We start from the raw sequence: 24,901 nt of genomic DNA, 5'->3' as shown, positions 1-24,901 counted from the left end.
GCCGGCCGGGCACGCCGGCGCCGCCGCGCCCTCCTTCGACGTCGTCGCCGCCGGGGTGGGCCCCGCGGCCGCCGCCGTCGGCGCCGCCACGGCCCTGGCGACCGCCCCGTACCCGTACGACCTCGTCGTGTCCGCCGGTATCGGCGGGGGCTTCGCGCCCCGCGCCCCCCTCGGCTCCCTCGTCGTCGCGGACGCGATCGTCGCCGCCGACCTCGGAGCCGACACGCCCGACGGCTACCTGCCGGTCGAGGACCTCGGCTTCGGCCGTTCGGTGCACGTGCCGCCCGCGGAGCTGACCGCGCGCGTGACGGGCGCGCTGGCGGCGGCGGGCCTGCCGCACGTCCTGGCGCCCGTCCTGACGGTCTCCACCGTGACCGGAACGGCCGCCCGTACGGCGGAGCTGACCGCCCGCCACCCGCGCGCCGGCGCGGAGGCCATGGAGGGCTACGGCGTCGCCGAGGCCGCGGCGGCGCACGGCGTGCCGGTGCTGGAACTGCGCGCCGTCTCCAACACCGTCGGGCCGCGCGACCGCGCCGCGTGGCGGATCGGGGAGGCGCTGGAGGCGCTGAGCGCGGGGTTCGCGGGGCTGAGCAGTGCGTTGTCCGTCGCGTCGGAGGAGTGAGTGAGGGTGGATCCGGTGGTACCGCTGGTGGAGCGGGATGTACGTATCGCGTACTCGCCCTGCCCCAACGACACGTTCGTCTTCCATGCCTGGGCGCACGGCCTGGTGCCGGACGCGCCCGGGCTCGACGTCACCTTCGCCGACATCGACATCACGAACGGCATGGCCGAGCGCGGCGAACTGGACGTGCTGAAGGTGTCGTACGCGGTGCTGCCGTGGGTCCTCGACGAGTACGCCCTGCTGCCCTGCGGCGGTGCGCTCGGGCGCGGCTGCGGGCCGCTCGTGCTGACCCGCGAGCCGGGAGTGGACCTTGCCGGGCGGACGGTGGCGGTGCCGAGCGAGCGCTCGACGGCGTACCTGCTGTTCCGGCTGTGGGCGGCGGACGTCGTGCCGGGGGGCGTGGGGAAGGTGGTCGTCCTGCCCTTCCACGAGATCATGCCCGCGGTACGGGACGGGCGCGTCGACGCGGGCCTCGTGATCCACGAGGCGCGCTTCACGTACCAGGAGTACGGGCTGCACCGCCTCGCCGACATGGGCGAGCACTGGGAGACGACGACGGGGCACCCGATCCCGCTCGGCGCGATCATCGCGAAGCGGTCGCTGGGGGAGCCGATGCTGCGCCGCCTGGCGGCGTCCGCGCGCGCGTCCGTCCGCATGGCCTGGGCGTCGCCCGAGGCGTCCCGGCCCTACGTTCAGGCCCACGCCCAGGAACTGGACCCGTCGGTCGCGTCCCGGCACATCGACCTGTACGTCAACCCGTTCACCGAGGCCCTGGGCCCCGAGGGATACGCGGCCGTCGAGGCCCTCCTGACCCGGGCGTCCGCCCAGAACCTGGTCCCGCCGGTCCCCCCGGAGGCCCTGCGCTTTCCGTGACCGCACCGGCCGCCCGCACCCCTGTTCCCGGTCACCACGGCGGCGGCCCCGCATTCCGCCGGTGCGTGGGTCGGTGCCGCTCCGGGGCTCACCTCCTCGGATTGGCGGGCCCGGGTCCCGGAACGCGAAGCGTTTCGGCACCGCCAATCCTGCGGGGGCGACCCCTCCGCGTCCCCTCCCGCCGTAACGGCGACTGCACGCCGGTGGGGGCGGGGGTGGGTGACAAGACCCCCGGGGACATGGCGACGCCCTGCGGGCCCGGGGGCGTCGCAGGGCGTGGGGCCTTGGAGGGTCAGACGTCCAGTTGGTCGGCTACCGCTCGGAGGAGGCCGGCGATCTTCTTGCCGTGGGCCTTGTCGGGGTACCGCCCCCGCTCCAGCATGGGCGTGATGTTCTCCAGGAGCGTCGTCAGGTCCTGCACGATCGACGCCAGTTCGTCCGGCTTGCGGCGCTGCGCCGCGGCCACGGACGGGGTCGGTTCGAGGACCGTGACCGACAGGGCCTGGTCGCCCCGCTGCCCCGCCACCACGCCGAACTCGACGCGCTGGCCCGGCTTCAGGCTGTCGACTCCGGCAGGGAGCACCGACGAGTGCACGAAGACGTCGCCGCCGTCGTCGCGGGAGAGAAAGCCGAAGCCCTTCTCGCTGTTGAACCACTTGACCTTGCCGGTAGGCACGTCCTGTCCTCGTCTTCGTACTCGATGGGTGTCGCCATGAAAACGGCTCTGGATAGCACTACAGCGGGTCGCTCGGACCCGCCACACAGTTAAGGCTAATGGTCCCGGCCCTGCTGACAAGACGTCCCCGGTATGTTCCTCCGGCCTGGGAACTACCCTGGCCGAATGCGTAGTGAAACCCCCGCCAGTCCCGCCGCGCCCGGTGACGGGCTGGTTCGTGCCGGAGGCGTCGTCTTCATCATCGGCGCGGTCGCCACACTGGTCACAGTGGCACCACTCTTCCTAGGGACGGAACCGTTCCCCCCGATTGCGTACGGCGTGTGCATGCTGATGGGCGTCGGGTTTCTGATCGCCGGTGCCGGGGTGCTCCGTTCCATCGCCGCGCAGCGGCGTCAGGCCAAGGCGTCCGCCGAGGCCGTGTAGGCCGTCCACCAGGACGGAAAGGCCGTCAGGTCGGTGAGGACCACGTCCGCGCCCGCCGCGCGCAGCGCCTCCTCGTCGTAGGGGCCCGTCGCCACCGACACGGCGAGCGCGGACGCCGCGCGGGCGCCCCGTATGTCCCCCAGATGGTCGCCGACGTACACGTCCGCCGACTCCGCGCGCAGCGCCTCGGCCTTGGCCTCGGCCCACAGGCCGCCGATGACCGCGTCCGGCTCCAGGCCGAGGTGCGTGAGGTGGAGTTCGGCGTGCGGTCCGTTCTTCGCGGTCACGACGACACTGCGCCCGCCCGCCGCGCGAACGGCTGAAATCGCACCCTCGGCGCCGGGCAGCGCGCGTGTCGGGTGGATGGCGCGTGTGGGATAGATCTCACGGTACGCGGCCGCCATCTCCGCGACGTGCTCCTCGGGGAACCAGTGCGCCAGCTCGTGTTCGAGGGGCGGGCCGAGGCGGCTGACCGCCAGGTCGGCGTCGATCCGGACGCCCGTGCGGGCGGAAAGCTCCAGATATGTCGCCCGGATTCCCGGGCGCGAGTCGATCAGGGTCATGTCCAGGTCGAAACCGACGGTCAGAGTCATGGGGGCCATTCTGCCGGTGGGCGGTTTCCGGCCGGTGCTTAGACTTAGCCAACCCTTACCTGCTGGACCGGTTCTTCTGATGGATTGAGTGCTGCCGCTGTGCGTTCCCGACGTGTCCTCGCGACAGCGGCGGCCGTCGCCGCGCTGCTCGTCGCCGTCCTGCTGAGCCTCGGTGTGGGCGCCCGGCCCATCGCCCCGTCCGTCGTGCTCGACGCGCTGCTGCACGGCGCGGGGCGCAGCGGCGAGGGTGACGTCGTCCTGGAGCTGCGGCTGCCTCGTACGCTCGTCGCTCTCATGGTGGGGGCGGCGCTCGCGGTCGCCGGTACCGCCCTGCAGGGCATCACGCGCAACCCGATCGCCGATCCCGGGATCCTCGGCATCAGCCAGGGGGCGTCGGTGGGGGTGGTGACGGCTATTGCTTTCGCTGGCGTGCACACCTTGAGCGGATATGTCTGGTTCGCCTTTGTGGGGGCCGCTGTTGCCTCTGTGGCCGTTTATGCCATTGCCGCCAGTGGGCGTGGTGGGGCCACCCCGGTGAAGCTCGCGCTGGGTGGGGCGGCGATCAACGCGCTGCTGCTGTCGGTCACCACCGGGGTGCTGACCACCAGGGCGGTGGCGCTCGACGAGTTCCGGTTCTGGCAGGCGGGTTCCGTGGCCGGGCGGGACGCGGCCGTCGTCGCGCAGGTCTGGCCGTTCCTGCTGGTGGGCCTGGTGCTGGTGGTGTGCGTCGCGCGGGGGCTCGACGCGCTCGCGCTGGGCGAGGACGTGGCGAAGGGGCTGGGGCAGCGCGTCGCGGCCGTACGGGTCGTGGCCGGCGTCGGCGCGACCGTGCTGACGGGTGCGGGCGTCGCCGCCGCCGGGCCGATCGCGTTCGTGGGCCTCGCCGTACCGCACATCGCCCGGGCCCTCGTGGGCAGCGACCACCGGTGGGTGCTGCCGATGGCGGCGCTGGTGGGGCCCGTGATGCTGCTGGTGGCCGATGTGCTGGGGCGGATCGTTTTTCCGCCGGGTGAGGTCGCGGCGGGGGTGATGACGGCGCTGATCGGTGTGCCGTTCCTCGTGGCGCTCGTACGGAGGAAGGCGGTGCCGGCGTGACGGCTGCGGGGACGGCGGAGAGGGCTTCGGGGGTCGCTCCCGGGTACGCGGTCGTGCGGGGCGGGCGTGCGTCGTTCCTCGTGCACCGGCGGGCGGTCGCGGTCGCCGGGGGGCTGGCCGTGCTGCTGGCGGCGCTGTCGGTGGCGTACCTGTGTGTGGGCGAGGAGTTCGTCGCGCCCGGCGAGGTGCTGCGTGTGCTGGCCGGGCGGCCGTCGCAGGCCGAGCTGGTGGTCGGTACGCTGCGGCTGCCCCGGCTGGTGATGGGGCTGCTCGTCGGCGCGGCCTTCGGGGTCGCCGGGGCGCTCATCCAGACCGTGGCCCGCAACCCGCTGGCCAGCCCCGACATCATCGGCATCAGCCAGGGCGCGGGCGCGGTGACGGTCACCGCGATGACCTTCGGCGTGACGTCGTTCGCGGTGCTGCCGTACCTGTCGGTGGCGGGCGGGATCCTCGCGGCGCTGCTCGTGTACGCGTTCGCGTGGCGCGGCGGGCTGCACGCGGCGCGCTTCGTCCTCATCGGGATCGGCTTCGCGATCGCGCTGCGGTCCGTGACGACGCTGATGATGACGAAGGGCGACTACCTGGTCGCCCAGCAGGCCCAGATCTGGATGACCGGCTCCCTCAACGGGCGCGGATGGGACGAGGCGGCGCCGCTCGGCTGGGCGCTGCTCGTGCTGCTGCCGTGCGTGCTGTGGGCGGCGCGGGCGCAGCGCACCGTGTCCCTGGACGACGACACGGCGACCGCGCTGGGCGTACCGCTGGGCCGCGTACGGCTCGGCCTGGTCCTGCTGGGCGTGGTGCTGGCGTCGCTGGCGACGGGCGCGGCCGGGCCCGTGGACTTCGTGGCGCTGCTGGCGCCGCAGACCGCGCGGCGGCTGACGCGGGGCGCGCAGATCCCGCTGGCCGGGTCGGCGCTGCTGGGCGCGGTGGTCGTGGTGGCGGCGGATCTGCTGGCGCGGCGGCTGTTCTCACCGGTGGAGCTGCCGGTGGGGGTGCTGACGGCGGCGGTGGGGGCGCCGTATCTGATCTGGCTGATCGTTCGGAGCCGTACGGGCCGTGCGGGGCGTAGTGGAGGAAAGGCGTGACCGTGGGCGTGAGCAGCGTGAGCAGCAGGCTGGAGGCGCGCGGGCTGACCCTCGCGTACGACGACCGTACGGTCGTGGACGAGCTGGACCTGGCGATACCGGACGGGAAGGTCACGGTGATCGTCGGGCCCAACGCGTGCGGCAAGTCGACGACCCTGCGGGCGCTGGGGCGGCTGCTGAAGCCCCGGGGCGGGGCGGTGCTGCTGGACGGGCGGGAGCTGGCGTCCCTCCCGACGAAGCGCATCGCCCAGCAGATCGGCTTGCTCCCGCAGACCCCGGTGGCGCCCGAGGCGATCACGGTGGCCGACCTGGTGGCACGCGGCCGCCAGCCGCACCAGGCGTGGTGGCGGCAGTGGTCCGAGGAGGACGAGCGGGCGGTGGTGGACGCCATGGCCCGTACGAGCGTGAGTGCGCTCGCGGACCGGTCGGTGGACGAACTGTCGGGCGGGCAGCGGCAGCGGGTCTGGATCGCGATGGCCCTCGCGCAGGACACGGACCTGCTGCTCCTCGACGAGCCGACGACGTACCTGGACATCGCCCACCAGGTGGAGGTCCTGGACCTGGTGCGGCAGCTGAACCGCGCGCGCGGGCGGACGGTCGCGGTCGTCCTCCACGACCTGAACCAGGCCGCCCGGTACGCCGACCACCTGGTCGCCATGAAGGCGGGCCGTGTGGTCGCGGAGGGCCGGCCGGAGGACGTGGTCACGGCGGAGCTGGTCCGCGAGGTCTTCGGCCTGGACGCCCTCGTCGTCCCGGACCCGGTGACGGGCTCACCGCTCGTGGTGCCGGGGGCGCCGTGGGACGGGGGCCCGGAGGGCGTGCCGGGTGGGGCGGACGCTTCGGGTGGGGCGGCTGAGCGCGTGGGATGACGCCGCGGCGCGTGCGCCGACGACAGGGCGGCCCCGACGTCAGGGCGGCCCCGCCGTCAGGGCGGCCCCGCCGTCAGGTGCGGCGGGCTCGCCAGACGAGGTACAGGGCGGAGGCCACGGCCGCGGCACGGATCACCCAGGGCCACGTGCTGCTCAGCGCCTCGCTCAGCGCGTCGCCGCCCGGCGGGACCGGGTCGCCCCAGCGGCCGTCGAGGCGCCCCCACAGCCAGACCGCGCCGCCCGCGGCGGCCAGCCCCGGGAGGCCCAGGACCGCCCACTTCGCCTGCGCGCGGCTGAGCCGCCGGGACGCGTACGCCAGGAGCCAGCCGCCCGCGAGGGGCAGCCACGAGCCCAGGGCCACCCCCGCCACCAGGAGCCCGGCGGCGGCCAGCAGCACCGGGTTGCGGAACGGGCGGCGAGGGGGCTTCGGGGCCTCCGTCGCCGGCTCCGGCTGCTTCCCGGGCTTCTTGCGGCGGCGCGTGAGGAGGGCGGGCACTCCGGCCAGGCGGAGCTTCGAAGGGGCGGCCTCTGTGGGCTTCTTCGGTGTCCCGTCCGTCTTCTCGGGTGTCCCGTCCGGCTTCTTCTTCGGCGGCTCCAGTATCTCCGGGATCTCCACGCCGCCCTCGAAGCCCGGCGCCACGCCCCCCGCGAGCAGGTCGCCCGGCGGCGCCGCGGCCGCGCCCTCCTCGACGCGCCACCACTGGGGCTCCCCCTCCGCGTGGCGGGCGTCCGCGGTCCCGCCGCGCAGGCGGGTCGTACGGGCCGTGCGCTGTTCCGGGACCGCGAGCCCGCCGTTCTCGACCGCCGTCACCACCGCGTCCGGCGTGCCGAGGCGGGACAGGATGCGCCGCACCGCCGCCGGGGTGTCGCCGCCGCCGTCCGCGCGCTCGCGGGAGATCTCGTCCCGCAGCGACGCGACGAGGTTCATGCGCTGCTGCGAGGGCAACTGCCGTTGCTGGGCCAGGTCCCCGACCCGGCTCAGATAGTCGAAGACCAACTGGTCGCTCTCGATGCCCACCGTGGCGCCCTCCGCACCTCGCCCCTCCGAGGCTCCGACGTTAGCGCCTGCGCCGGGGGCAGGGGCTAACGTGGTGCGGATGGCGACCGGTGAGCGGGACTGGGAGGCGCACGTGGCGGCGGACGTGGCCGAGGAGCAGGACGGTGCGGCGGTGGCCCCCCGCACCCTCGCGGAGGCCCTGCGGACCCGGGGCGACGAGGGGCTGGCCGCCCTGCTGCGGGCCCGCCCCGATCTGCTGGCCCCGGTACCGAACGACCTGACCCAGCTCGCCACCCGCGCGGGCACCCGCGCCTCCGTCGTACGGGCCCTGGAGCACCTCGACCGGTTCGCGCTGCAGACCGCCGAGGCGCTGGCCGTGGCGCCCGACCCCGCCCCGTACCCGGTGCTGCTCGGGCTCATGGCGGGCGACGCCGGCGACCCGGACGTCGAGGCAGCGCTGCCCGGCGCCGTCGCCGTCCTGCGCGAACAGGCCCTGGTGTGGGGCGGCGACGACCGCCTCCGCCTCGTCCGCACCGCCCGCGAACTGCTCGCCCCGTCCGCGCAGCACCCGTCACCCACCGGCCTCGGCCCCGCCGTCGTCGAGGCAACCGCAGGCATGTCGCCCGGCCGGCTCCAGGAGATCCTCCAGACGCTCGGGCTGCCGAGCACGCACGACCCGGTGTCCGCCGTCGCCGCGCTGACCGGCCTGTTCACGGACCCCGAACGGATGGCCGCGCTCCTCGACGAGGCGCCCGCCGAAGCCCTCACGGTCCTGGACCGGCTGGTGTGGGGCCCGCCGTACGGCGAGGTGACCGCCAACCCGACGCCGCCCGTGCGCTGGCTGCGCGACCACGGGCTGCTGCTGCCGACGTCGGCACGCACCGTCGTCCTCCCGCGCGAGGTCGCGCTCCATCTGCGCGCCGGGCGCGCGCACCGGGCGCCCGAGCCGGTGCCGCCCGCCGTCGAGCCGGCCCGCGAACACCGTCCACAGGTTGTGGACAGTACGGCGGCCGGCCAGGCGTACACCACGCTCGCGACGGTCGAGGAACTGCTGAAGGCCTGGGACCAGGGCGGGCCCCCGGTGCTCCGCGCGGGCGGCATGGCGGTACGGGACCTCAAGCGCACGGCGGCGCTGCTGGACGTGACCGAGGACGCCGCCGCGTTCTGGCTGGAGCTGGCGTACGGGGCGGGGCTGCTCGCCTCGGACGGCGAGGCCGACGAGCGCTACGCGCCCACGCCCGCGTCCGACACGTGGCGGGACCTGCCGGCCGCGCGCCGCTGGGCCCACCTGGCCGCCGCGTGGCTGGCCGGGACCCGCACGCCGGGCCTCGTCGGGAACCAGGACGCCAAGGGGCGCACCCTCGCCGCGCTGGGCTCGGACCTGGACCGGGGCGCCGCGCCCGAGGTGCGGCGGCGGGTGCTGGAGCTGCTGGCCGCGCTGCCGCACGGCGCCGCCCCGGACGCGGGCGCGGTGCTGGACCGGCTGCGGTGGGAGCGGCCGCTGCGGGGCGGCGGGCCCGGCGCGGAGCTGCGCACCCGGCTGGCCCGATGGACCCTCACGGAGGCGGAGCTGCTGGGCGTGACGGGGCGCGGCGCCCTGTCGTCCCACGGCCGCGCGCTCCTGCGGGACGACGACCCCGACCAGGGCGCCGCCGTCGCGCTCCTCGCGCCGCTCCTCCCCGAACCCGTCGACCACGTCCTGCTCCAGGCCGACCTGACGGCCGTCGCCCCCGGCCCGCTGCGCCGCCCCCTCGCGGACACCCTGTCGGTCCTCGCGGACGTCGAGTCCAAGGGCGGCGCCACCGTCTACCGCTTCACGCCCGCCTCCGTGCGCCGCGCCCTGGACTCCGGCCGCACCGCCGCCGACCTCCACGCCTTCCTGGCCGCCCACTCCCGTACGCCGGTCCCGCAGCCCCTCGCGTACCTGATCGACGACGTCGCCCGGCGGCACGGCCACCTCCGCGTGGGCGCGGCCTCCTCGTACGTACGCTGCGACGACGACGCCGTCCTCGGCGAGATCGTCGCCGACAGGCGCTCCGCACCCCTGCGCCTGCGCCGCCTGGCCCCCACCGTCCTGGCCTCCGCCGCGGACCCCACGACGCTCCTGGAGGGCCTGCGCTCCCTGGGCTACGCCCCGGCCGCCGAGTCCGCCGAAGGCGACGTCCTGATCACCCGCGCCGACGCCCACCGCACCCCGCCCCGCACCGCCCCGGCCCCCGTCCCGGAAGGCCCCCCGACCCCGGACGCCACCCTCCTCGGCGCCGCCGTCCGCGCCATCCGCGCCGGCGACCTGGCCGCCACGGTCACCCGCAAGGAACCCGCCGCCACCCCCCGCGAGGGCGCCCTGCCCCGCACGTCCCCCGCCGACACCCTCGCCACGGTCCAGGCCGCCGCCCTCACCGGCTCGGCCGTCTGGATCGGCTACGTCAACGCCGAAGGCACCGCCACCCAGCGCGTCATCGCCCCCGTCCGCGTCGAGGGCGGCTTCGTCACCGCGTACGACCACACGGCGGACGAGGTCCGCACGTACCCCCTCCACCGCATCACGGGCGTCGCGGAACTCGCCGAGGAGTGATCGCCGCCCCGTACGGCACACTGGAGATTTGGCCGAGCCGAGCCGAGCCGGCCAGGGCACCACGGTGTACGGAAAGGGTGAGGCGTGAACGGACCGCTGATCGTGCAGAGCGACAAGACGCTGCTGCTCGAAGTCGACCATGAGCAGGCCGACGCCTGCCGGCGTGCCATCGCGCCGTTCGCCGAGCTGGAGAGGGCGCCCGAGCACATCCACACGTACCGGGTCACGCCGCTCGGGCTGTGGAACGCGCGGGCCGCCGGGCATGACGCCGAGCAGGTCGTGGACGCTCTGGTGGAGTTCTCGCGGTACCCGGTGCCGCACGCGCTGCTGGTGGACGTCGCGGAGACGATGGACCGGTACGGGCGGCTCACGCTCAGCAGGCACCCGGCGCACGGGCTGGTGCTCACCAGCACGGACCGGCCGGTTCTGGAGGAGGTCCTGCGGTCCAAGCGGATCAAGCCGCTGGTCGGTGCCCGGATCGACGACGACACCGTCGTCGTGCACCCCTCCGAGCGGGGGCAGATCAAGCAGACGCTGCTGAAGCTCGGCTGGCCCGCCGAGGACCTCGCCGGGTACGTCGACGGGGAGGCCCACCGGATCGAGCTGGACGAGACCGGGTGGGCCCTGCGCGCCTATCAGAAGCAGGCCGTCGAAGGGTTCTGGCACGGCGGGTCCGGCGTCGTCGTGCTGCCCTGCGGGGCCGGGAAGACGCTGGTCGGGGCCGGTGCCATGGCCAAGGCCAAGGCGACCACGCTCATTCTCGTCACCAACACCGTCTCCGCGCGGCAGTGGAAGCACGAGCTCGTCAGGCGGACCTCCCTCACCGAGGACGAGATCGGCGAGTACAGCGGCACGAAGAAGGAGATCCGGCCCGTCACCATCGCCACCTACCAGGTGCTCACCACCAAGCGGAAGGGTGTCTATCCGCACCTGGAGCTGTTCGACTCCCGTGACTGGGGTCTCATCCTCTACGACGAGGTGCATCTGCTGCCCGCGCCGGTCTTCAAGTTCACCGCTGATCTGCAGGCGCGGCGGCGGCTCGGGCTCACCGCGACCCTCGTACGGGAGGACGGGCGCGAGTCCGACGTCTTCTCGCTCATCGGGCCCAAGCGGTTCGACGCGCCCTGGAAGGAGATCGAGGCGCAGGGGTACATCGCGCCCGCTGACTGTGTCGAGGTGCGGGTCGATCTGACCGAGGGCGAGCGGCTTGCCTACGCCACCGCCGAGAGCGAGGAGAAGTACCGCTTCTGCGCCACCACCGCCACCAAGCGGAAGGTGACCGAAGCGCTCGTACGGAAATTCGCCGGGCAGCAGATCCTCGTCATCGGGCAGTACATCGACCAGCTCGACGAGCTCGGTGAGCACCTCGACGCCCCCGTCATCAAGGGCGAGACCCCCAACACTCAGCGCGAGAAGCTCTTCGACGCCTTCCGGAACGGGGAGATCAGCGTGCTGGTCGTCTCCAAGGTCGCCAATTTCTCTATTGATCTGCCCGAGGCAACTGTCGCCATCCAGGTGTCCGGGACCTTCGGGTCGCGCCAGGAGGAGGCACAGCGGCTGGGGCGGGTGCTGCGGCCCAAGTCGGACGGGCACCAGGCGCACTTCTACTCGGTCGTCGCCCGCGACACCATCGACCAGGACTTCGCCGCACACCGGCAGCGGTTCCTGGCGGAGCAGGGGTACGCGTACCGGATCATCGACGCGAGCGAGATCCTCAGCGGCGCCTGACGACTCCGGCCGCCTGCGCGTCGTACTCGCCGAGTATCGCGACACCGAAGGCCGCCGTCGCGAACACGCGTGCCGCGCGCAGCGCGTCGCCCAGGCGGAGGGCCGGGCGGAGGGCCGGGCGGGCCGCGCTCAGGGCTGTTGCGCCTGCTGTCGCGGGTGGGGTGGTGGAGTGGGTGAAGGTCGCTGCTGTCATGCTTCCATGGTGCGATTCCGCGGGGTCCCTTCGCGTCGCTCCGTGGGCGGAAGTCGGCTGCCCCGCTCGTCCTCCTTCCGGCATACGGCGTCCCCTACGGGGTGGACGCGCGGCCCTTAATTCGGTCGACCGCGCTCCGCGTACTCACTAAAATCACCGCCCTTGCCCGCCTCCCCGTCCGGGAGCGCCGCCCTCCGGTCGGAAACCGGACGGCTGCCCTTGCCCACACACGCCGTACGCCGGAGGCACCGCCATGTCCGCACCCGACCCGGATCCCCTCGCCCGCGAGCGCGCGCACCTCGCCGCCTCGCGGGCCGCCCTGCGCGCCATGCGCGAGGACGTGCAGGCCCTCGACATCCGGGACGTGACCGCGAACTGGGTCAACGCCGCCGTCCTGGAGCGGCAGATCGAGGAGCGGATCAAGGCCCTGGCCGATCTGTCCGGCACCCCGCTGTTCTTCGGGCGGCTTGATTATCTGCACAGCACTCAGGAGGGGCAGCGCTTCTACATCGGGCGGCGGCATGTGCATGACGCCGACGGCGACCCCATGGTCATCGACTGGCGCGCGCCCGTCTCGCAGCCGTTCTACCGGGCGTCCAAGAAGGACCCGCAGGACGTGCGGCTGCGGCGGCGCTTCGGCTACACGGGCGGTGACCTCACCGCCTACGAGGACGAGCGGCTCAGCGACCCGGGCGAGGAGGAGCGCACCAGCAGGCTGCTCCAGGCGGAGATCGAACGGCCCCGCGTCGGGCCCATGCGGGACATCGTCGCGACCATCCAGCCCGAGCAGGACGAGATCGTCCGCAGCGGCCTGTCCGGCACGGTGTGCGTGCAGGGCGGGCCCGGCACCGGCAAGACCGCCGTCGGCCTGCACCGCGTCGCCTATCTGCTGTACGCGCACCGGGAGCGGCTGGCCCGCACCGGGACGCTCGTCATCGGACCCAACCGGTCCTTCCTGCACTACATCGAGCAAGTCCTGCCCGCGCTCGGCGAGTTGGAGGTGCAGCAGGCCACCGTCGAGGACCTGGTCGGCGCGCACGTCGAGGTGCGCGGCGCCGACGACGCCGCCACGGCCGTCGTGAAGGGTGACGCGCGGATGGCCGAGGTGCTGCGGCGGGCGCTGCGCTCGCACGTCAGCATGCCGACCGAGCCCGTGGTCGTCGTGCGCGGGTCGCGGCGGTGGCGCATCCCCGCGTACGAAGTCGAGGAGATCGTCCGGGAGTTGCTCGCCCGCGACATGCGGTACGGCGCCGCGCGCGACGCGCTGCCGCAGCGCATCGCGCACGCGGTGCTGGTGCGGATGGAGGCCGCCGGGGAGGCGCCCGACGACCGGGTGCAGGACGCGGTCGCGCGGAACGCTGCCGTGAAGGCGGCCGTCAAGGCGATCTGGCCCGCCGTCGACCCCGCGAAACTGGTGCTGCGGCTGCTGTCGGACGCCGCGTTCCTCGCCGCGCACGCGGACGGTGTGCTCAGCGAGGACGAGCAGAAGACCCTCCTGTGGGCCAGGCCGCCGCGCGGCGTGAAGTCCGCGAAGTGGTCGGCGGCCGACGCCGTACTGATCGACGAGACGGCCGACCTGGTCGCGCGGACGCAGTCGCTGGGCCATGTCGTCCTGGACGAGGCGCAGGACCTGTCGCCCATGCAGTACCGCGCGGTCGGCCGGCGCTGCTCCACCGGCTCCGCGACCGTGCTCGGCGACCTGGCGCAGGGCACGACCCCGTGGGCCACGGAGAGCTGGGCGGATGCGCTGCGGCACCTGGGCAAGGGGGACGCGCTCGTGGAGGAGCTGACGGCCGGGTTCCGTGTGCCGCGCGACGTCATCGCGTACGCGTCGCGGCTGCTGCCGCACATCGCGCCCGGGCTCGCCGAGGTGCGGTCGGTGCGGGAGAACCCGGGGTCGCTTGAGGTGCGTGCCGTGGCGGGGGACGAGCGGGACGAGGCCGTCGTCGCCGCGTGCCGTGCCTCGCTGGAGCGGGAGGGCTCGGTGGGCCTGATCGCCGCCGACGCGCGCGTACCGGAGCTGGCCGGCGCGCTGCGGGCCGCCGGCCTGCCGTTCCTCGCGCCCGGCGAGGAGACGACGGCCGGGGCCCGGCTGACGCTGGTGCCGGCGTCCCTCGCGAAGGGCCTGGAGTACGACTACGTCGTCCTCGACGAGCCCGCCGCCGTCGTGGACGGCGAACCCGACGAACGGACCGGGTTGCGGCGCCTGTACGTCGCTCTCACGCGCGCGGTGTCCGGGCTGAAGGTGCTGCACACGGCGCCGCTGCCCGCGCAGCTCGACCCCCGGTAGGCGTCGGGCCGGTCGGCCGGTCGGCCGGTCGGCCGGTCGGCCGGTCGTCCTCTCCTTTTCTCTCCTCCGGCTCGCTCGCCACCCGGCGTTGTCAGTGGGCGCACGTATGTTCATTCGTGTCCCCGCCGATGTGGCGCGGAAGTCCCCTTTGCTGCCGAGGAGATGGCGCGTTGTCAGATTGGGAGAGGTCGAGCACGGTCCGGGTGGTGCCGCCCGCGCGGCCGCGCAAGCTCGCCAAGGTCCCGTTCGTCGAGCTGGCCGACGGACGCCTGCAGGGTGTGGTGTCCAGCGGCTCGGACATCGGGCGGGTGTACGTCTCGTCGGTCGCTGCCGGTACGTACGCGTTCGCGTGCAGCACCAACAACAACCGGCCCTGCGGCGGTGCGCGCGGATCGTTCTGCAACCACATCCGGGCGCTGATCGGCGAGGCCGTGCTCCAGTACGGCGCCGGGCGCGTCGCCCGGTACCTGCGGGTGGACGCCGCCGACGCCGGTGCGGAGCCGGACGCCGCGGCCCTCACCTTCGCCATGGCCGGCACCCGGCCCGCGCAGGGCGACACTCAGGCCGCCGCGCCCGTGTTCAGCCGGTTCCTGCGCCACCTCGCGTACCTGGAACTGGCGCCGGGCACCGGGCCGCTGCCGGAGATGCAGTGGTTCCCGCCGACCCGCGCGGTGGTCACGGGGGTGCCACCGCGCGAGGCCGACGGGAACGCGGGTGAGACGGATGCGGGCGGTGCGGGTGCGGGCGGTGCCGACGCGGGCCGTGCGGAGGGTGCCGCTCTGATCGGCGGAACCGTCGACGGGCTCGACGAGGCCCTGGCGGCCGTCGACGCCTTCGACCGGGCGCTCGTCGCCGGTCTGCTCCGCCCCCAGCCCGCCCAGGCGGCCGGTCTGGCCGGACTCGCGGACGCCGTCGCGGGGACACCGCTGGCCGGCCGGGTCGCGGAAGCGGCCGAGAAGGCGGCGGCCGGCGCCGCGGGCGAGGACCACTTCGTCGCGCTCGCCGCCGCCCGTACGGCCCTGCTCGGCTCCGCCCACGACGCGCTGACCGCCCAGGCCGACGAGACGACCGGGCGGGCGCGCGGCGAGGCGGCCGCCCCGGTGCCGGGCGGGTCCGGCGGGCAGGCCGTGAACCTGCTCGCGGCCGCCCGCGCCTGGCTCGCCGACCTGGCGCGCACCGGCTGGCAGGGCATGGACCACGAGGTGGTGTCGGGTTCGGCGCAGATCGTGTCCGCGATGCTCCCGGACCCGGCGCTGCGCCGCCTGGCGACGCTCATGGACGGGTTCGCCGCCGAACTCGCCGCGTCCTGCCCGGGCGCGACGCTGGAGCGCGTGCCGGTGCGCCGCTGGGCCGACCTGTGGGCGCGGGCGCTGCTCCTCACCGTGCCGGGCGCGGCGGACGTGCCCGTGACCGGGACGGCCACCGGGCGGCTGCTGCCGCTGGGCGTGGACGTGCAGGAGCACGCCACCGCCGTACAGGCCCAGGTCCACGCGGTGTTCGAGCCCGCGGACGGCGCCGCGCCCCGCCTCGTACGGGCCGGGGTGTCCGCGCCGAAGCCCGACACGGTCGTCGGGGCGGGCCTGTGGCAGCTTCTGCGCCCGCACATGTCGCTGCTGGCGGCCTTCAGCGAGGGCCGTTCGATGGAGCTGACCGACATGCCGGTCACCGCCGAGGGTGACCTGGTCTGGAGCGACGAGCACGCCCGCCCGGGCGAGCCCGCCGACGCCTTCGCCACCGCGCGCGTGGCCCTGCCGACCGCCACGGACGCGGCGACCGCGCCGCTGGACCGGCACCCGGCGCGGATCGCGGTGCCCGTGTTCCTGGAGGGGTACGCCGTGGAGAAGGGCGAGAAGGGCGACGACGGGGACGACGGGGACGACGGGACGCTGACGTTCGACGTCGCCGGGCGCGAGCTCGCCGTCGACACCGACCGGATCCCGACGGCGGGACCACTCACACCGGAGGCCGTCGCGCGGTCGAGCGCCTGCATAGGGCTGCTCCGCTGGGACGACGGGGCGTTCCTCCTTCAGCCGCTGGCCGTCGAGACGACCGTACGGAAGAAGGCCGTCGCGGTGCACGCGGGCGGCTGGGCCGGGGGCACCACCGACAAGGCAGGCGTGAAGGCCGAGAAGGCCGCGACCGACGCCGTCGCGGTGCTGCGGGAGCGCGCGGGAAGGCTGCTGCGGAAATGACGGAGCATCAGGATGCGGCGGTAACCGCTGCCGGAGGCGCCGAGAGTGACGCGCCCGATCCGTACGACAACCGGCGCCAGGTCCTGTACTGGCGGCTGCTCGCCCGGCTCTTCGATCCGGAGGAGCAGGCCACGCTGGAGTCGGCGAGCCTCGCCGTCGTCGAGGACATGGGGCTGCCGTCCGCGCTGCTCGACCCGCAGGCGTCCGTCGACTCCGTGGTGCAGCGGCACCCGGAGCTGGCCGCCGAGTTCGACGGGCTGATGACGCCCGGGGCGGATGGCGGCGATGGCGGCGAGGGCGCCCGTGACCGTGCCGCCGAGGTGCGGCGGGCCGCGCTGGTGTCGAAGGTGCTGCTCAACGTCTTCGCCTCCGGCTCCGGCACGGTCACCGCCGGGCAGCTGGCGCGCTGGCAGTCCGACGCGGGCTGGCTGGAGCGGGCGCTCGGCTGCCGGCCCGGCGACCTGCGCGGCGGCCGCCCCGGCGCCGCGGGAGGCGCCGCCGGACCGGGTGTCAGCCCGACCGGCACGGGCGGCGGCGGTACGACGCCCGACCTCAGCCGCCTCATCCCGGCGATCGGCCCGGAACTCGGCGCCATCGAGGCCGACCTGGTCAAGCGGATGCACCTGCGCGAAGTCCTGGCCGACCCCCGGCTCGCCGCGCGGCTGACCCCGAGCATGTCGCTGATCGAGCAGCTCCTGCGGGACAAGAACAACCTGTCGGGCGTCGCCCTCGCCAACGCCAAGGCCCTGATCCGCCGCTTCGTCGACGAGGTCGCCGAAGTGCTCCGTACCCAGGTGGAGAAGGCCACGGTCGGCACCCTCGACCGGTCGGTGCCGCCCAAGCGGATCTTCCGGAACCTGGACCTGGACCGCACGATCTGGAAGAACCTCACCAACTGGAGCCCGGAGGAGGAGCGGCTCTACGTCGACCGCCTCTACTACCGGCACACCGTCCGCAAGACGACGCCGCAGCGGCTCGTGGTCGTGGTCGACCAGTCGGGTTCGATGGTCGACTCCATGGTGAACTGCACCATCCTCGCGTCGATCTTCGCCGGGCTCCCGAAGGTGGACGTGCACCTCATCGCCTACGACACGCGCGCGGTGGACCTGACGCCGTGGGTGCACGACCCGTTCGAGACCCTGCTGCGCACCAACCTCGGCGGCGGCACGGACGGCACGGTCGCCATGGCCCTGGCCCAGCCGAAGATCGCCGAGCCCCGCAACACCGTCGTGGTGTGGATCTCCGACTTCTACGAATGGCGGTCCGAGGAGCTGTTCGCGAGCATGGCCGCCGTCCACCGCTCGGGAGCCAAGTTCATCCCGGTCGGTTCGGTGACCAGCTCCGGACGCGGCAGCGTCAACCCGTGGTTCCGGGAGCGTTTCAAGGACCTCGGTGCGCCGGTGCTCTCCGGCCACATTCGCAAGCTCGTCCACGAGCTCAAGACGTTCCTGGCCTGACGTTCCTGGCCTGACGTTCCTCGTCTGACATTTCCCACCTGAGACTTCGAATCCGAGACTTTGAGAAAGGCCCTGTGATGTCCGACCTGTTGCGCGCCCCCGCCGAGCTCAAGTACGCCGAGGAGCTGGACTGGCTGGAGTCGATCGACGACAACCCCAAGCCGTTCTCGTGGCGGCTGTCCCCGAAGATGGTCCGCCTGTTCATCCTGGGCTCCGAGCGGTCCGACGGCCTGGACCGGGAGATCTCGCAGAAGTGGTTCGGCGACCGCAGCTTCGTCGAGCGGTCCATCGTGACGCTGGCGTCCGACCGCGGTCTGCTGCTCATCGGCGACCCCGGCACCGGCAAGAGCTGGCTCGCGGAGCTGCTGTCCGCCGCCATCTGCCGCAACTCCACGCTGGTGGTGCAGGGCACGGCCGGCACGACCGAGGACCACATCAAGTACTCGTGGAACGTGTCCATGGTCATCGCCAAGGGGCAGTCCCGTGAGTCGATGATCCCCTCCCCGATCATGACGGCGATGGAGGGCGGCGCGATCGGCCGTTTCGAGGAGCTGACCCGCTCCACGAGCGACGTCCAGGACGCGCTGATCTCGATCCTGTCCGAGAAGTACATCTCGGTGCCGGAGCTGGACAGCGACGGCAGCGACAACATCGTGTTCGCCAAGCCCGGCTTCTCGATCATCGCCACCGCGAACAGCCGCGACCGGGGCGTCAACGACCTGTCGTCGGCGCTGAAGCGGCGCTTCAACTTCGTCCGCATCCCGGTCGTCACGAACAAGAAGAGCGAGGCGGAGATCGTCCGCTTCCGCACCGAGGAGCTGCTGCGCCGCCACCAGATCGAGCTGGACGTGCCGCCGACGCTGCTCGACGTGCTGCTGCAGAGCTTCGCGGACCTGCGGGAATCGGCCGCCGCGGCCGGCAGCGACGACGAGAAGCTGGAGTCCGCGCTGTCGACCGCCGAGCAGATCGGCGTCCTGGAGGACGCGATCCTGCACAGCAACTTCTTCGGTGACCGCGCCCTGAGCGCGCACACGCTGGCCTCGTCGCTCGTCGGGTCGCTGGCCCGGCGCGAGCCCGAGGACCTGGCCATCCTCAACAAGTATCTGCACGGGGTCGTCGAGCCGCGCAGCAAGGAAGAGGGCGGGTCCTGGCCGGAGTTCCTGGAGGGCGGCCGCGACGCGATCGCCACCCTGTCATGAGCGGAACGCACGAGAGCGGCGGGACCTTCGGGGCGCTGCGTACGCAGCTCCAGGACGCGGCGACGGCGTTCGCCGACGGGCCCGGCGCCCTGGAGGGCATCCTCCTCGGCATGGTCGACGACGTGGACCGGGCGGTGCGGGAGCCGCTGGAGATCTTCCCCGTCTGCCACCACTCGCCCGCGTCGGCCGTCGCGATGGCCCGCCGGCTCCGCGAGAAGCAGCCGAAGGTCGTGTACCTGGAGCTGTGCGAGGACATGGCGCCGCTGCTGACGGAACTGCGCAACTGCCGGCTGCCGGTGGCGGTGCAGTCGTTCGCGAGCGAGATCGACGGCTTCCCGGCCGACTGGGCGCCGCTGTCGGTGGTCGCGCCGATCACGGAGGCGTCGGCCGAGTACCAGGCGATCGCGTACGCGCTGGACACGCCGGGCGTCGAACTGGTCCTGGTCGACCGGTCGTCGGACCACGTGTTCCAGTGGGACGCGCGCCGGGACCGGTCCGCCACCGAGCCCGACGCGGACGGGGGCACGGGCACGGGCGCGCCCGCCGCGGAGGAGGAGGCCGCGCTGCACGGCGACGCGGTCGGCGTGGAGATCGGTGACCTGCGGCCGCGGTTCGCGGAGCTGGAGGAGCACCTGCTGCGCCACGGCAACGTACGGCACTGGTCGGAGTGGTGGCACCAGTACGTCGAGCTGCCGCTCGGCGACGCCGACCACGTCACGTACCGGCAGGTCATGCTGCTGATCGGCAGCCTCTTCCGGCGCCTCGCGCCCGGCGACCCGCACCGGGTGCGCGTGGACGAGGACCGCGAGCGGTACATGTGGACCCGTATGCGGGAGCACCTCGCCGCGACCGGCACGGACCCGGAGGACTGCCTGTACGTGTGCGGCGCCTTCCACGCGGCGAGCCGCGTGGAGGAGTTCGGCGTCGACGGCACCGCCGGCTCGTTCGAGATCGGCCCGCGCACCGCCACGAAGTGGCAGCACGGCCTGATCCCGTCCAGCCACGCCGCGATCGAGGCGCAGTTCGGCCTGGCCGCCGGGTCGGTGTCGATCGCCGCGACGCAGTGGGCGAAGAACCTCAAGCGGACGCGGGTGGAGCCGTACCGGCTGGCGGGGCAGGCGGGCGCGAAGAAGTCCCGCGCGAAGAAGAGCACCGCGGCCGCACCCGCCCCCGCCCCCGCGCCCGTGGCCACGGCCCCGGACGCGGACGCGGACAAGCTGAGCGGGTTCCTCCAGCGGCCGCCCGTCCTGGACCGGCTGGACGAGGCGGAGCTGCTGGGCTGGTCCGTGGAGATCGTGCGCGCCGCGCGCCGCAACGGCTACCTCGCGTCGACCGCCGACGCCATCGCCGTGTTCGAGACGTCGATCCTGCTCGCCGGGATGCGGGACCGGGCCAAGCCCACGCCGTACGACTTCCAGGACGCGGCGGTCACCTGCATCGAGAAGGACACCGTGCCCGGGCGGCGGGATGTGCGCCGGCTCGTCGAGATCATGATGGGCGGCGACCGGACCGGCCAGGTCGGGTACGACGCGCTGCCGCCGCTCGCGCGGGACGTGCACGACCGGCTCGCGCCGCTGAACCTGAAGCTCCAGCAGCGCGGCGTGCAGCGGGCGCTGCTCGACATCGCGGGGCGGCCCGAGCTGGAGCGCTGCTCCGACGTGCTGTGGATGCTGCGCTATCTGATGCCGCACGGCGCCGCGCGCCCGATCATGGGTGAGCGGACGCTGGGGGAGCGGCCCATCCAGGAGTCGTGGGACCTGGCGCTCGGCACGCACCAGCGGGCGCTGATCGAGCTCGGTTACGAGGGCGTCAGCATCGAGCAGGTCCTGGAGCAGCGGCTGCGCCGCACCGCGTACGGGCCGCGGGCCACGGCGGCGACGGTCCTGGAGGCCGTCGAGGACGCGACGCTGTACCTGCGCGGCCGCCGCCTCGCGGACGAGCTGGGCGCGCGCGCCCTGGAGGTGCTGTCGGCCGAGCGGAGCGTCGACGGGGCGCCGGAGGTGCTGCGCCGGGTGCGGCGGCTGCTGGCGTACTACCGCACCAGCGAGCCGGTGCTGCCGCCGTGGATCGAGTCGTTCGTGAAGGCCGGGTACGCGCACTACTGCACGCTGCTGCCGACGGCGTTCACCGACGAGAACGCGACGGTGCGGCAGGTCGCGGCGATGCTGGGGTTCCTGTTCAGCATGGAGGGCCTGGCGCTGTCGCTGGGCTGCGACCGTACGCAGCTGGAGCTGGCGGTCGCCCAGTCGCACCCGGTGGACCCGGCGAAGACGGCGCTGCTGTGGGCGGCGAAGACGCAGCTCGGCACCATGGCGCGGAGCGAGCTGCGGGAGCGGTGCGACGCACTGCTGGCCAACCCGCTGGTCGTGCCCTCGTACCCCCGCTACCTGAGCGGCTTGGTGCACGCCCTGGAGCCGGTGCCCGCCCTGACGGACTTCGTCGTGGAGGCGGTGTCCAACGCGTTCGGGCGGCTGCCGGACCCGGTGCTGCTGCCGTGGCTGCCGACGCTGATCGGCACGCTGCGGCAGGGCGGCGCCGAGCTGGCCCCGCTGCTGATCCGCGAGGCCGGGCGGGTCTTCCCCGGGCGGCTTACGGCCCTGGACGCCTGGGTCCCGCCGTGGCGCGCGCCCCAGCCCGAGGTACGCCCGGCGGCGCCGCGCGGCACGGGCGGTGGCCCGGCCGGCACGCTCCTGAGGGCCCACCCGGCCACGTGCGACGCGACGGCGGCGCTCCTGGGCTGCGATGGCGCATGGTCCCCGACGGACGGACCCTCCGCAGGCGCGGGCGCGGCACTGACGGGCCGTCACCCGGCCACGGCCCAGGCATTGGAGGCGCTGCTGGCGGGCGTCTGACGGGGCGTTACCCGCCCGCGCGGCCTAGGCGGGCCGGTGGGCCAGGATGCAGGCGTGCGGCGTGCGTTCCGCGCGTTCGGGTTCCCGGACCATGTGGGCCCGTACGGGCAGGCCTGCGGCCTTCAGGAGACTCCCGAGCGTCTCGGGTGTCCAGCGGTGGAAGTCCAGGGCGACGGTGTGGCCCAGGGCCTCGGTGAGGCGGAGGGTGCCTTCGCCGACCTGGAAGGCGAGGAGGAGCGGGGCGCCGGGGGCGAGCACGCGGTGGAACTCGGCCAGGACGTCAGGGACCAGGTCCGGGGGGATGTGGACGAGCGAGTACCAGGCCACGAGCCCGGACAGGGAGCCGTCCGGCAGGTCGAGGGCGGTCATCGTGCCTTCCTGGAAGCGGAGCCCGGGGTGTTCGCGGCGGGCGACGGCCAGCATCCCGGGGGACAGGTCGATACCGAGCACGTCCAGGCCGAGTCCGGCCAGATGGGCGGTGACGCGGCCCGCCCCGCAGCCGATGTCGGCCACGGGGCGCGGTGCGGCGCCGTCCACGCGTACGTACTCGGCGAACGCGTTCAGCATGGCCCTGCCCAGACGCATGCTCTCCAGCTCGTGGCGGAAGTGCTTGTCGTAGTCGGCGGCCATGACGTCGTACCCGGCGCGGGTCGTGTCGAGGAAGGGACGGGAGGCGTCGTCGTCCGAGGGATGCGTCATGGGCGCGGACCCTAGCGGAGGCCGTGAGCGGGTGCGGTGCTCGGTGTGCGGTGTGCTCCCCGTTCTCCGGCGTTCTCTGGCCGTCGCCGGGTCAGGGTGTGTCGATGGTCCGGCGCCAGGTGCGGACCGCGGTGGGGGAGACCGGGGACGTCCAGCCCGCGGGGCGGGCCGCGCCGCCGATGTGGAAGGCGTCGATGCCCGCCGCCAGGAGCGCCGGGACGTGGTCGAGCCGGAGTCCGCCGCCGACGAGGAGCCGGGCCTCGTAGCCGGGCGTGCCGCGCAGAGCGGCCTCCGCCGTGAGGACGGGCAGGCCCGTGGCCACGCCGTCCCGCGAACCCGCCGTGAGGTACGTGTCGAGGCCCGGGAAGTCGGCGAGCTGCTTGCGCAGCGCGTCACGGTCCGACGCGTGGTCGATCGCCCGGTGGAACGTCCAGCGGCACCCCTCCAGCTCCGCCACCACCCGCTCCAGGGCGTGCAGGTCGGGGTGGCCGTCCGCGTCGAGGAAGCCGAGCACGAACTCGTCCGCGCCCTCGCTGCGCATCTCCTGCGCGACGCGCACGAGCGCGTCCACGTCCCCGGCCGCGAAACCGTCCGAGAGGCGCAGCATCACGCGCAGCGGGATGTCGACGGCGGCCCGGATCCGCGCGTACGTCTCGCGGGACGGCGTCAGCCCGTCCGCCGCCATGTCGCTGACCAGCTCCAGACGGTCCGCTCCTCCGGCCTGCGCGGCGATCGCGTCCTCCGCGTCGAGGGCGATCACCTCCAGGACTGCACGGTTGCTCATCGGACCCCATTCCTCACGGCGGCTACAGGTCTAGTCCATTGGTCATGGTAGCCGTGGGAGGGGGTGGGCGGGGTGCGGTGCCGGCTGCACCGCTCGGTCCGTGGCGGGTTTACACTGGGATTCAGGTAATACCCCCAGAGGGTATGAAGGCAAGGAGTCGGTGGAGATGAGCGGCGGCCCCACGACCGCGCCCGGTGGCACCGCCGAGGTCGAGCTGACCATCGGCGGCATGACGTGCGCCTCGTGTGCGGCGCGCATTGAGAAGAAGCTCAACCGCATGGACGGCGTCGAGGCGACGGTCAACTACGCGACCGAGAAGGCGAAGGTCTCCTACCGGGGCCCGGACGTCTCCGTACGGGATCTCATCGCCACCGTCGAGGCGACCGGTTACACCGCGCAGGAGCCGGAGCCGCCGGCGCCCGCTCCGGCCGAGGAGAGCGGGCCGGGGGCGGATCTTGAGCTGCGCGACCTCAAGCAGCGGCTCCTCACCGCTCTCGTCCTCTCCGCGCCCGTCGTCGCTATGGCCATGATCCCGCCGCTCCAGTTTCCGTACTGGCAGTGGTTGAGCCTGGCGCTTGCCGCGCCTGTTGTCGTCTATGCGGGCTGGCCTTTCCACCGTGCGGCCTGGGCCAATGCCCGGCATGGTGCGGCGACCATGGACACGCTGATCTCGGTCGGTACGTCGGCCGCGTTTTTGTGGTCGGTGTGGGCGTTGTTCTTCGGTACGGCCGGGATGCCGGGCATGACGCACCCCTTCGAGTTCACCGTCGCGCGCGGTGACGGCGCCGCCAACATCTATTTGGAGGCGGCGGCGGGTGTCACCGCGTTCATCCTGGCGGGGCGCTTCTTCGAGGCCCGTGCCAAGCGCAAGGCGGGCGCGGCGCTGCGGGTGCTGATGGAGCTCGGCGCCAAGGAGGTCACGGTCCTGCGAGGTGGCCGGGAGGTCACCGTACCGACCGCCGAGCTCCAGGTCGGTGACCGGTTCCTGGTCCGGCCCGGTGAGAAGATCGCGACGGACGGTGTCGTGGTGGAGGGCTCGTCGGCGGTGGACGCCTCCATGCTGACCGGCGAGTCCGTGCCCGTGGAGGTCGGGACCGGCGACACGGTGACCGGCGCGACGCTCAATGCGGGCGGCCGCCTGGTCGTCGAGGCGACCCGGGTCGGGGCCGACACGCAGCTCGCCCGGATGGCGAAGCTGGTCGAGGACGCCCAGAACGGCAAGGCCGCCGCACAGCGCCTGGCCGACAAGATCTCCGCGGTCTTCGTGCCGATCGTCATCGCCCTCGCGCTCGGCACGCTCGGTTTCTGGCTGGGTACGGGTGCCGGTCTGACGGCCGCGTTCACGGCCGCTGTCGCCGTGCTGATCATCGCCTGCCCGTGCGCGCTCGGGCTGGCGACGCCGACGGCTCTCATGGTCGGCACGGGACGCGGTGCGCAGCTCGGCATCCTCATCAAGGGCCCGGAGGTGTTGGAGACCACGCGCCGGGTCGACACGATCGTCCTGGACAAGACCGGCACCGTCACCACCGGCCGTATGACCCTCATCAAGGTCCACACCGCTGACGGCACCGACGAGACCGACGTCCTGCGCCTCGCCGGGGCCCTGGAGCACTCCTCCGAACACCCCATCGCCCAGGCCGTCGCCGCCGGCGCCGCCGCCAGGGTCGGCACCCTGCCCGCCCCCGAGGACTTCGCCAAC

The 24,901-nt window shown here is 73.8% G+C and carries 20 protein-coding genes; 14 read left to right on the top strand and 6 right to left on the bottom strand.

Annotated elements, in window-relative coordinates; genetic code table 11:
• Positions 1–622: futalosine hydrolase (locus HTZ82_RS29860; protein WP_175412519.1), on the top strand; the 622-nt coding region annotated here is incomplete at its 5' end.
• Positions 623–637: 15 nt separating this feature from the next.
• On the top strand, positions 638–1,495 hold the full coding sequence (locus HTZ82_RS29855) for a 1,4-dihydroxy-6-naphthoate synthase (RefSeq protein ID WP_175412521.1): 858 nt from the start codon (positions 638–640) through the stop codon (positions 1,493–1,495).
• A gap of 292 nt (positions 1,496–1,787) precedes the next feature.
• Here the strand turns inward: HTZ82_RS29855 and HTZ82_RS32830 are convergent, their stop codons facing one another.
• Entirely contained in the window at positions 1,788–2,171 is a 384-nt protein-coding gene (locus HTZ82_RS32830) for a cold-shock protein (RefSeq protein ID WP_175412518.1), read from the bottom strand.
• A 165-nt stretch (positions 2,172–2,336) separates the two neighbouring features.
• On the opposite strand from HTZ82_RS32830, the gene HTZ82_RS29845 reads away from it, so the two are divergent.
• Positions 2,337–2,594, top strand: coding sequence for a hypothetical protein (locus HTZ82_RS29845; RefSeq protein ID WP_175412517.1), 258 nt, complete (start codon positions 2,337–2,339; stop codon positions 2,592–2,594).
• On the opposite strand, the gene HTZ82_RS29840 is transcribed toward HTZ82_RS29845, so the two are convergent.
• On the bottom strand, positions 2,564–3,187 hold the full coding sequence (locus HTZ82_RS29840; RefSeq protein WP_375540877.1) for an HAD family hydrolase: 624 nt from the start codon (positions 3,185–3,187) through the stop codon (positions 2,564–2,566). The genes HTZ82_RS29845 and HTZ82_RS29840 overlap by 31 nt on opposite strands.
• Before the next feature lie 84 nt (positions 3,188–3,271).
• On the opposite strand from HTZ82_RS29840, the gene HTZ82_RS29835 reads away from it, so the two are divergent.
• The 3 genes from HTZ82_RS29835 to HTZ82_RS29825 are packed head-to-tail and all read left to right on the top strand — an operon-like array spanning position 3,272 to position 6,236.
• On the top strand, positions 3,272–4,282 hold the full coding sequence (locus HTZ82_RS29835) for an iron ABC transporter permease (protein ID WP_175412515.1): 1,011 nt from the start codon (positions 3,272–3,274) through the stop codon (positions 4,280–4,282).
• The gene (locus HTZ82_RS29830; protein ID WP_175412514.1) at positions 4,279–5,367 is read left to right on the top strand and encodes an iron chelate uptake ABC transporter family permease subunit; all 1,089 of its coding nucleotides are present in this window, start codon (positions 4,279–4,281) and stop codon (positions 5,365–5,367) included. The genes HTZ82_RS29835 and HTZ82_RS29830 overlap by 4 nt, the downstream gene beginning before the upstream one ends.
• 2 nt (positions 5,368–5,369) lie before the next feature.
• Entirely contained in the window at positions 5,370–6,236 is an 867-nt protein-coding gene (locus HTZ82_RS29825) for an ABC transporter ATP-binding protein (protein ID WP_375540876.1), read from the top strand.
• A 73-nt stretch (positions 6,237–6,309) separates the two neighbouring features.
• On the opposite strand, the gene HTZ82_RS29820 is transcribed toward HTZ82_RS29825, so the two are convergent.
• Positions 6,310–7,254, bottom strand: a complete 945-nt coding sequence (locus tag HTZ82_RS29820; RefSeq protein ID WP_175412512.1) for a hypothetical protein — start codon at positions 7,252–7,254, stop codon at positions 6,310–6,312.
• Between the two features lie 79 nt (positions 7,255–7,333).
• On the opposite strand from HTZ82_RS29820, the gene HTZ82_RS29815 reads away from it, so the two are divergent.
• Entirely contained in the window at positions 7,334–9,808 is a 2,475-nt protein-coding gene (locus tag HTZ82_RS29815; RefSeq protein ID WP_175412511.1) for a helicase C-terminal domain-containing protein, read from the top strand.
• Between the two features lie 84 nt (positions 9,809–9,892).
• Positions 9,893–11,536 (top strand): DNA repair helicase XPB, encoded by a 1,644-nt coding sequence (locus HTZ82_RS29810; RefSeq protein WP_175412510.1) that lies wholly within the window; start codon positions 9,893–9,895, stop codon positions 11,534–11,536.
• Here the strand turns inward: HTZ82_RS29810 and HTZ82_RS29805 are convergent.
• Complete coding sequence (locus tag HTZ82_RS29805; RefSeq protein ID WP_175412509.1) at positions 11,523–11,729, bottom strand: hypothetical protein; 207 nt, start codon at positions 11,727–11,729, stop codon at positions 11,523–11,525. The two genes, HTZ82_RS29810 and HTZ82_RS29805, sit on opposite strands and share 14 nt — an antisense overlap.
• A gap of 253 nt (positions 11,730–11,982) precedes the next feature.
• Here HTZ82_RS29805 and HTZ82_RS29800 point away from each other — a divergent pair, with 253 nt between their 5' ends.
• From HTZ82_RS29800 to HTZ82_RS29775, 5 genes are all read left to right on the top strand, one after another.
• Positions 11,983–14,019, top strand: a complete 2,037-nt coding sequence (locus tag HTZ82_RS29800; RefSeq protein WP_175412508.1) for a UvrD-helicase domain-containing protein — start codon at positions 11,983–11,985, stop codon at positions 14,017–14,019.
• Between the two features lie 779 nt (positions 14,020–14,798).
• On the top strand, positions 14,799–16,211 hold the full coding sequence (locus tag HTZ82_RS29790; protein WP_175412520.1) for a hypothetical protein: 1,413 nt from the start codon (positions 14,799–14,801) through the stop codon (positions 16,209–16,211).
• Positions 16,208–17,668 carry a VWA domain-containing protein gene (locus HTZ82_RS29785; RefSeq protein WP_175412507.1) on the top strand — a complete coding sequence of 487 codons (1,461 nt, stop codon included), beginning with the start codon at positions 16,208–16,210 and terminating at the stop codon, positions 17,666–17,668. Before HTZ82_RS29790 ends, HTZ82_RS29785 begins: the two co-directional genes overlap by 4 nt.
• Before the next feature lie 77 nt (positions 17,669–17,745).
• Complete coding sequence (locus HTZ82_RS29780) at positions 17,746–18,867, top strand: AAA family ATPase (RefSeq protein ID WP_175412506.1); 1,122 nt, start codon at positions 17,746–17,748, stop codon at positions 18,865–18,867.
• On the top strand, positions 18,864–21,719 hold the full coding sequence (locus tag HTZ82_RS29775; RefSeq protein ID WP_175412505.1) for a DUF5682 family protein: 2,856 nt from the start codon (positions 18,864–18,866) through the stop codon (positions 21,717–21,719). Before HTZ82_RS29780 ends, HTZ82_RS29775 begins: the two co-directional genes overlap by 4 nt.
• Positions 21,720–21,743: 24 nt before the next feature.
• Here the strand turns inward: HTZ82_RS29775 and HTZ82_RS29770 are convergent, their stop codons facing one another.
• The gene (locus tag HTZ82_RS29770; RefSeq protein ID WP_175412504.1) at positions 21,744–22,418 is read right to left on the bottom strand and encodes a class I SAM-dependent methyltransferase; all 675 of its coding nucleotides are present in this window, start codon (positions 22,416–22,418) and stop codon (positions 21,744–21,746) included.
• Positions 22,419–22,509: 91 nt separating this feature from the next.
• On the bottom strand, positions 22,510–23,202 hold the full coding sequence (locus HTZ82_RS29765; RefSeq protein ID WP_175412503.1) for a copper homeostasis protein CutC: 693 nt from the start codon (positions 23,200–23,202) through the stop codon (positions 22,510–22,512).
• Positions 23,203–23,368: 166 nt separating this feature from the next.
• Between HTZ82_RS29765 and HTZ82_RS29760 the strand changes: the two genes are divergently transcribed.
• Positions 23,369–24,901, top strand: a 1,533-nt coding sequence (locus HTZ82_RS29760; protein ID WP_175412502.1) for a cation-translocating P-type ATPase, incomplete at its 3' end; no start/stop codon positions are given.

The sequence above is a fragment of the Streptomyces sp. TRM64462 genome (assembly GCF_013362995.1).
Taxonomy (GTDB): Bacteria; Actinomycetota; Actinomycetes; order Streptomycetales; family Streptomycetaceae; genus Streptomyces.
Note: the sequence above shows the minus strand (reverse complement) of the source record. Positions and strands in the feature narration are given on the sequence as shown.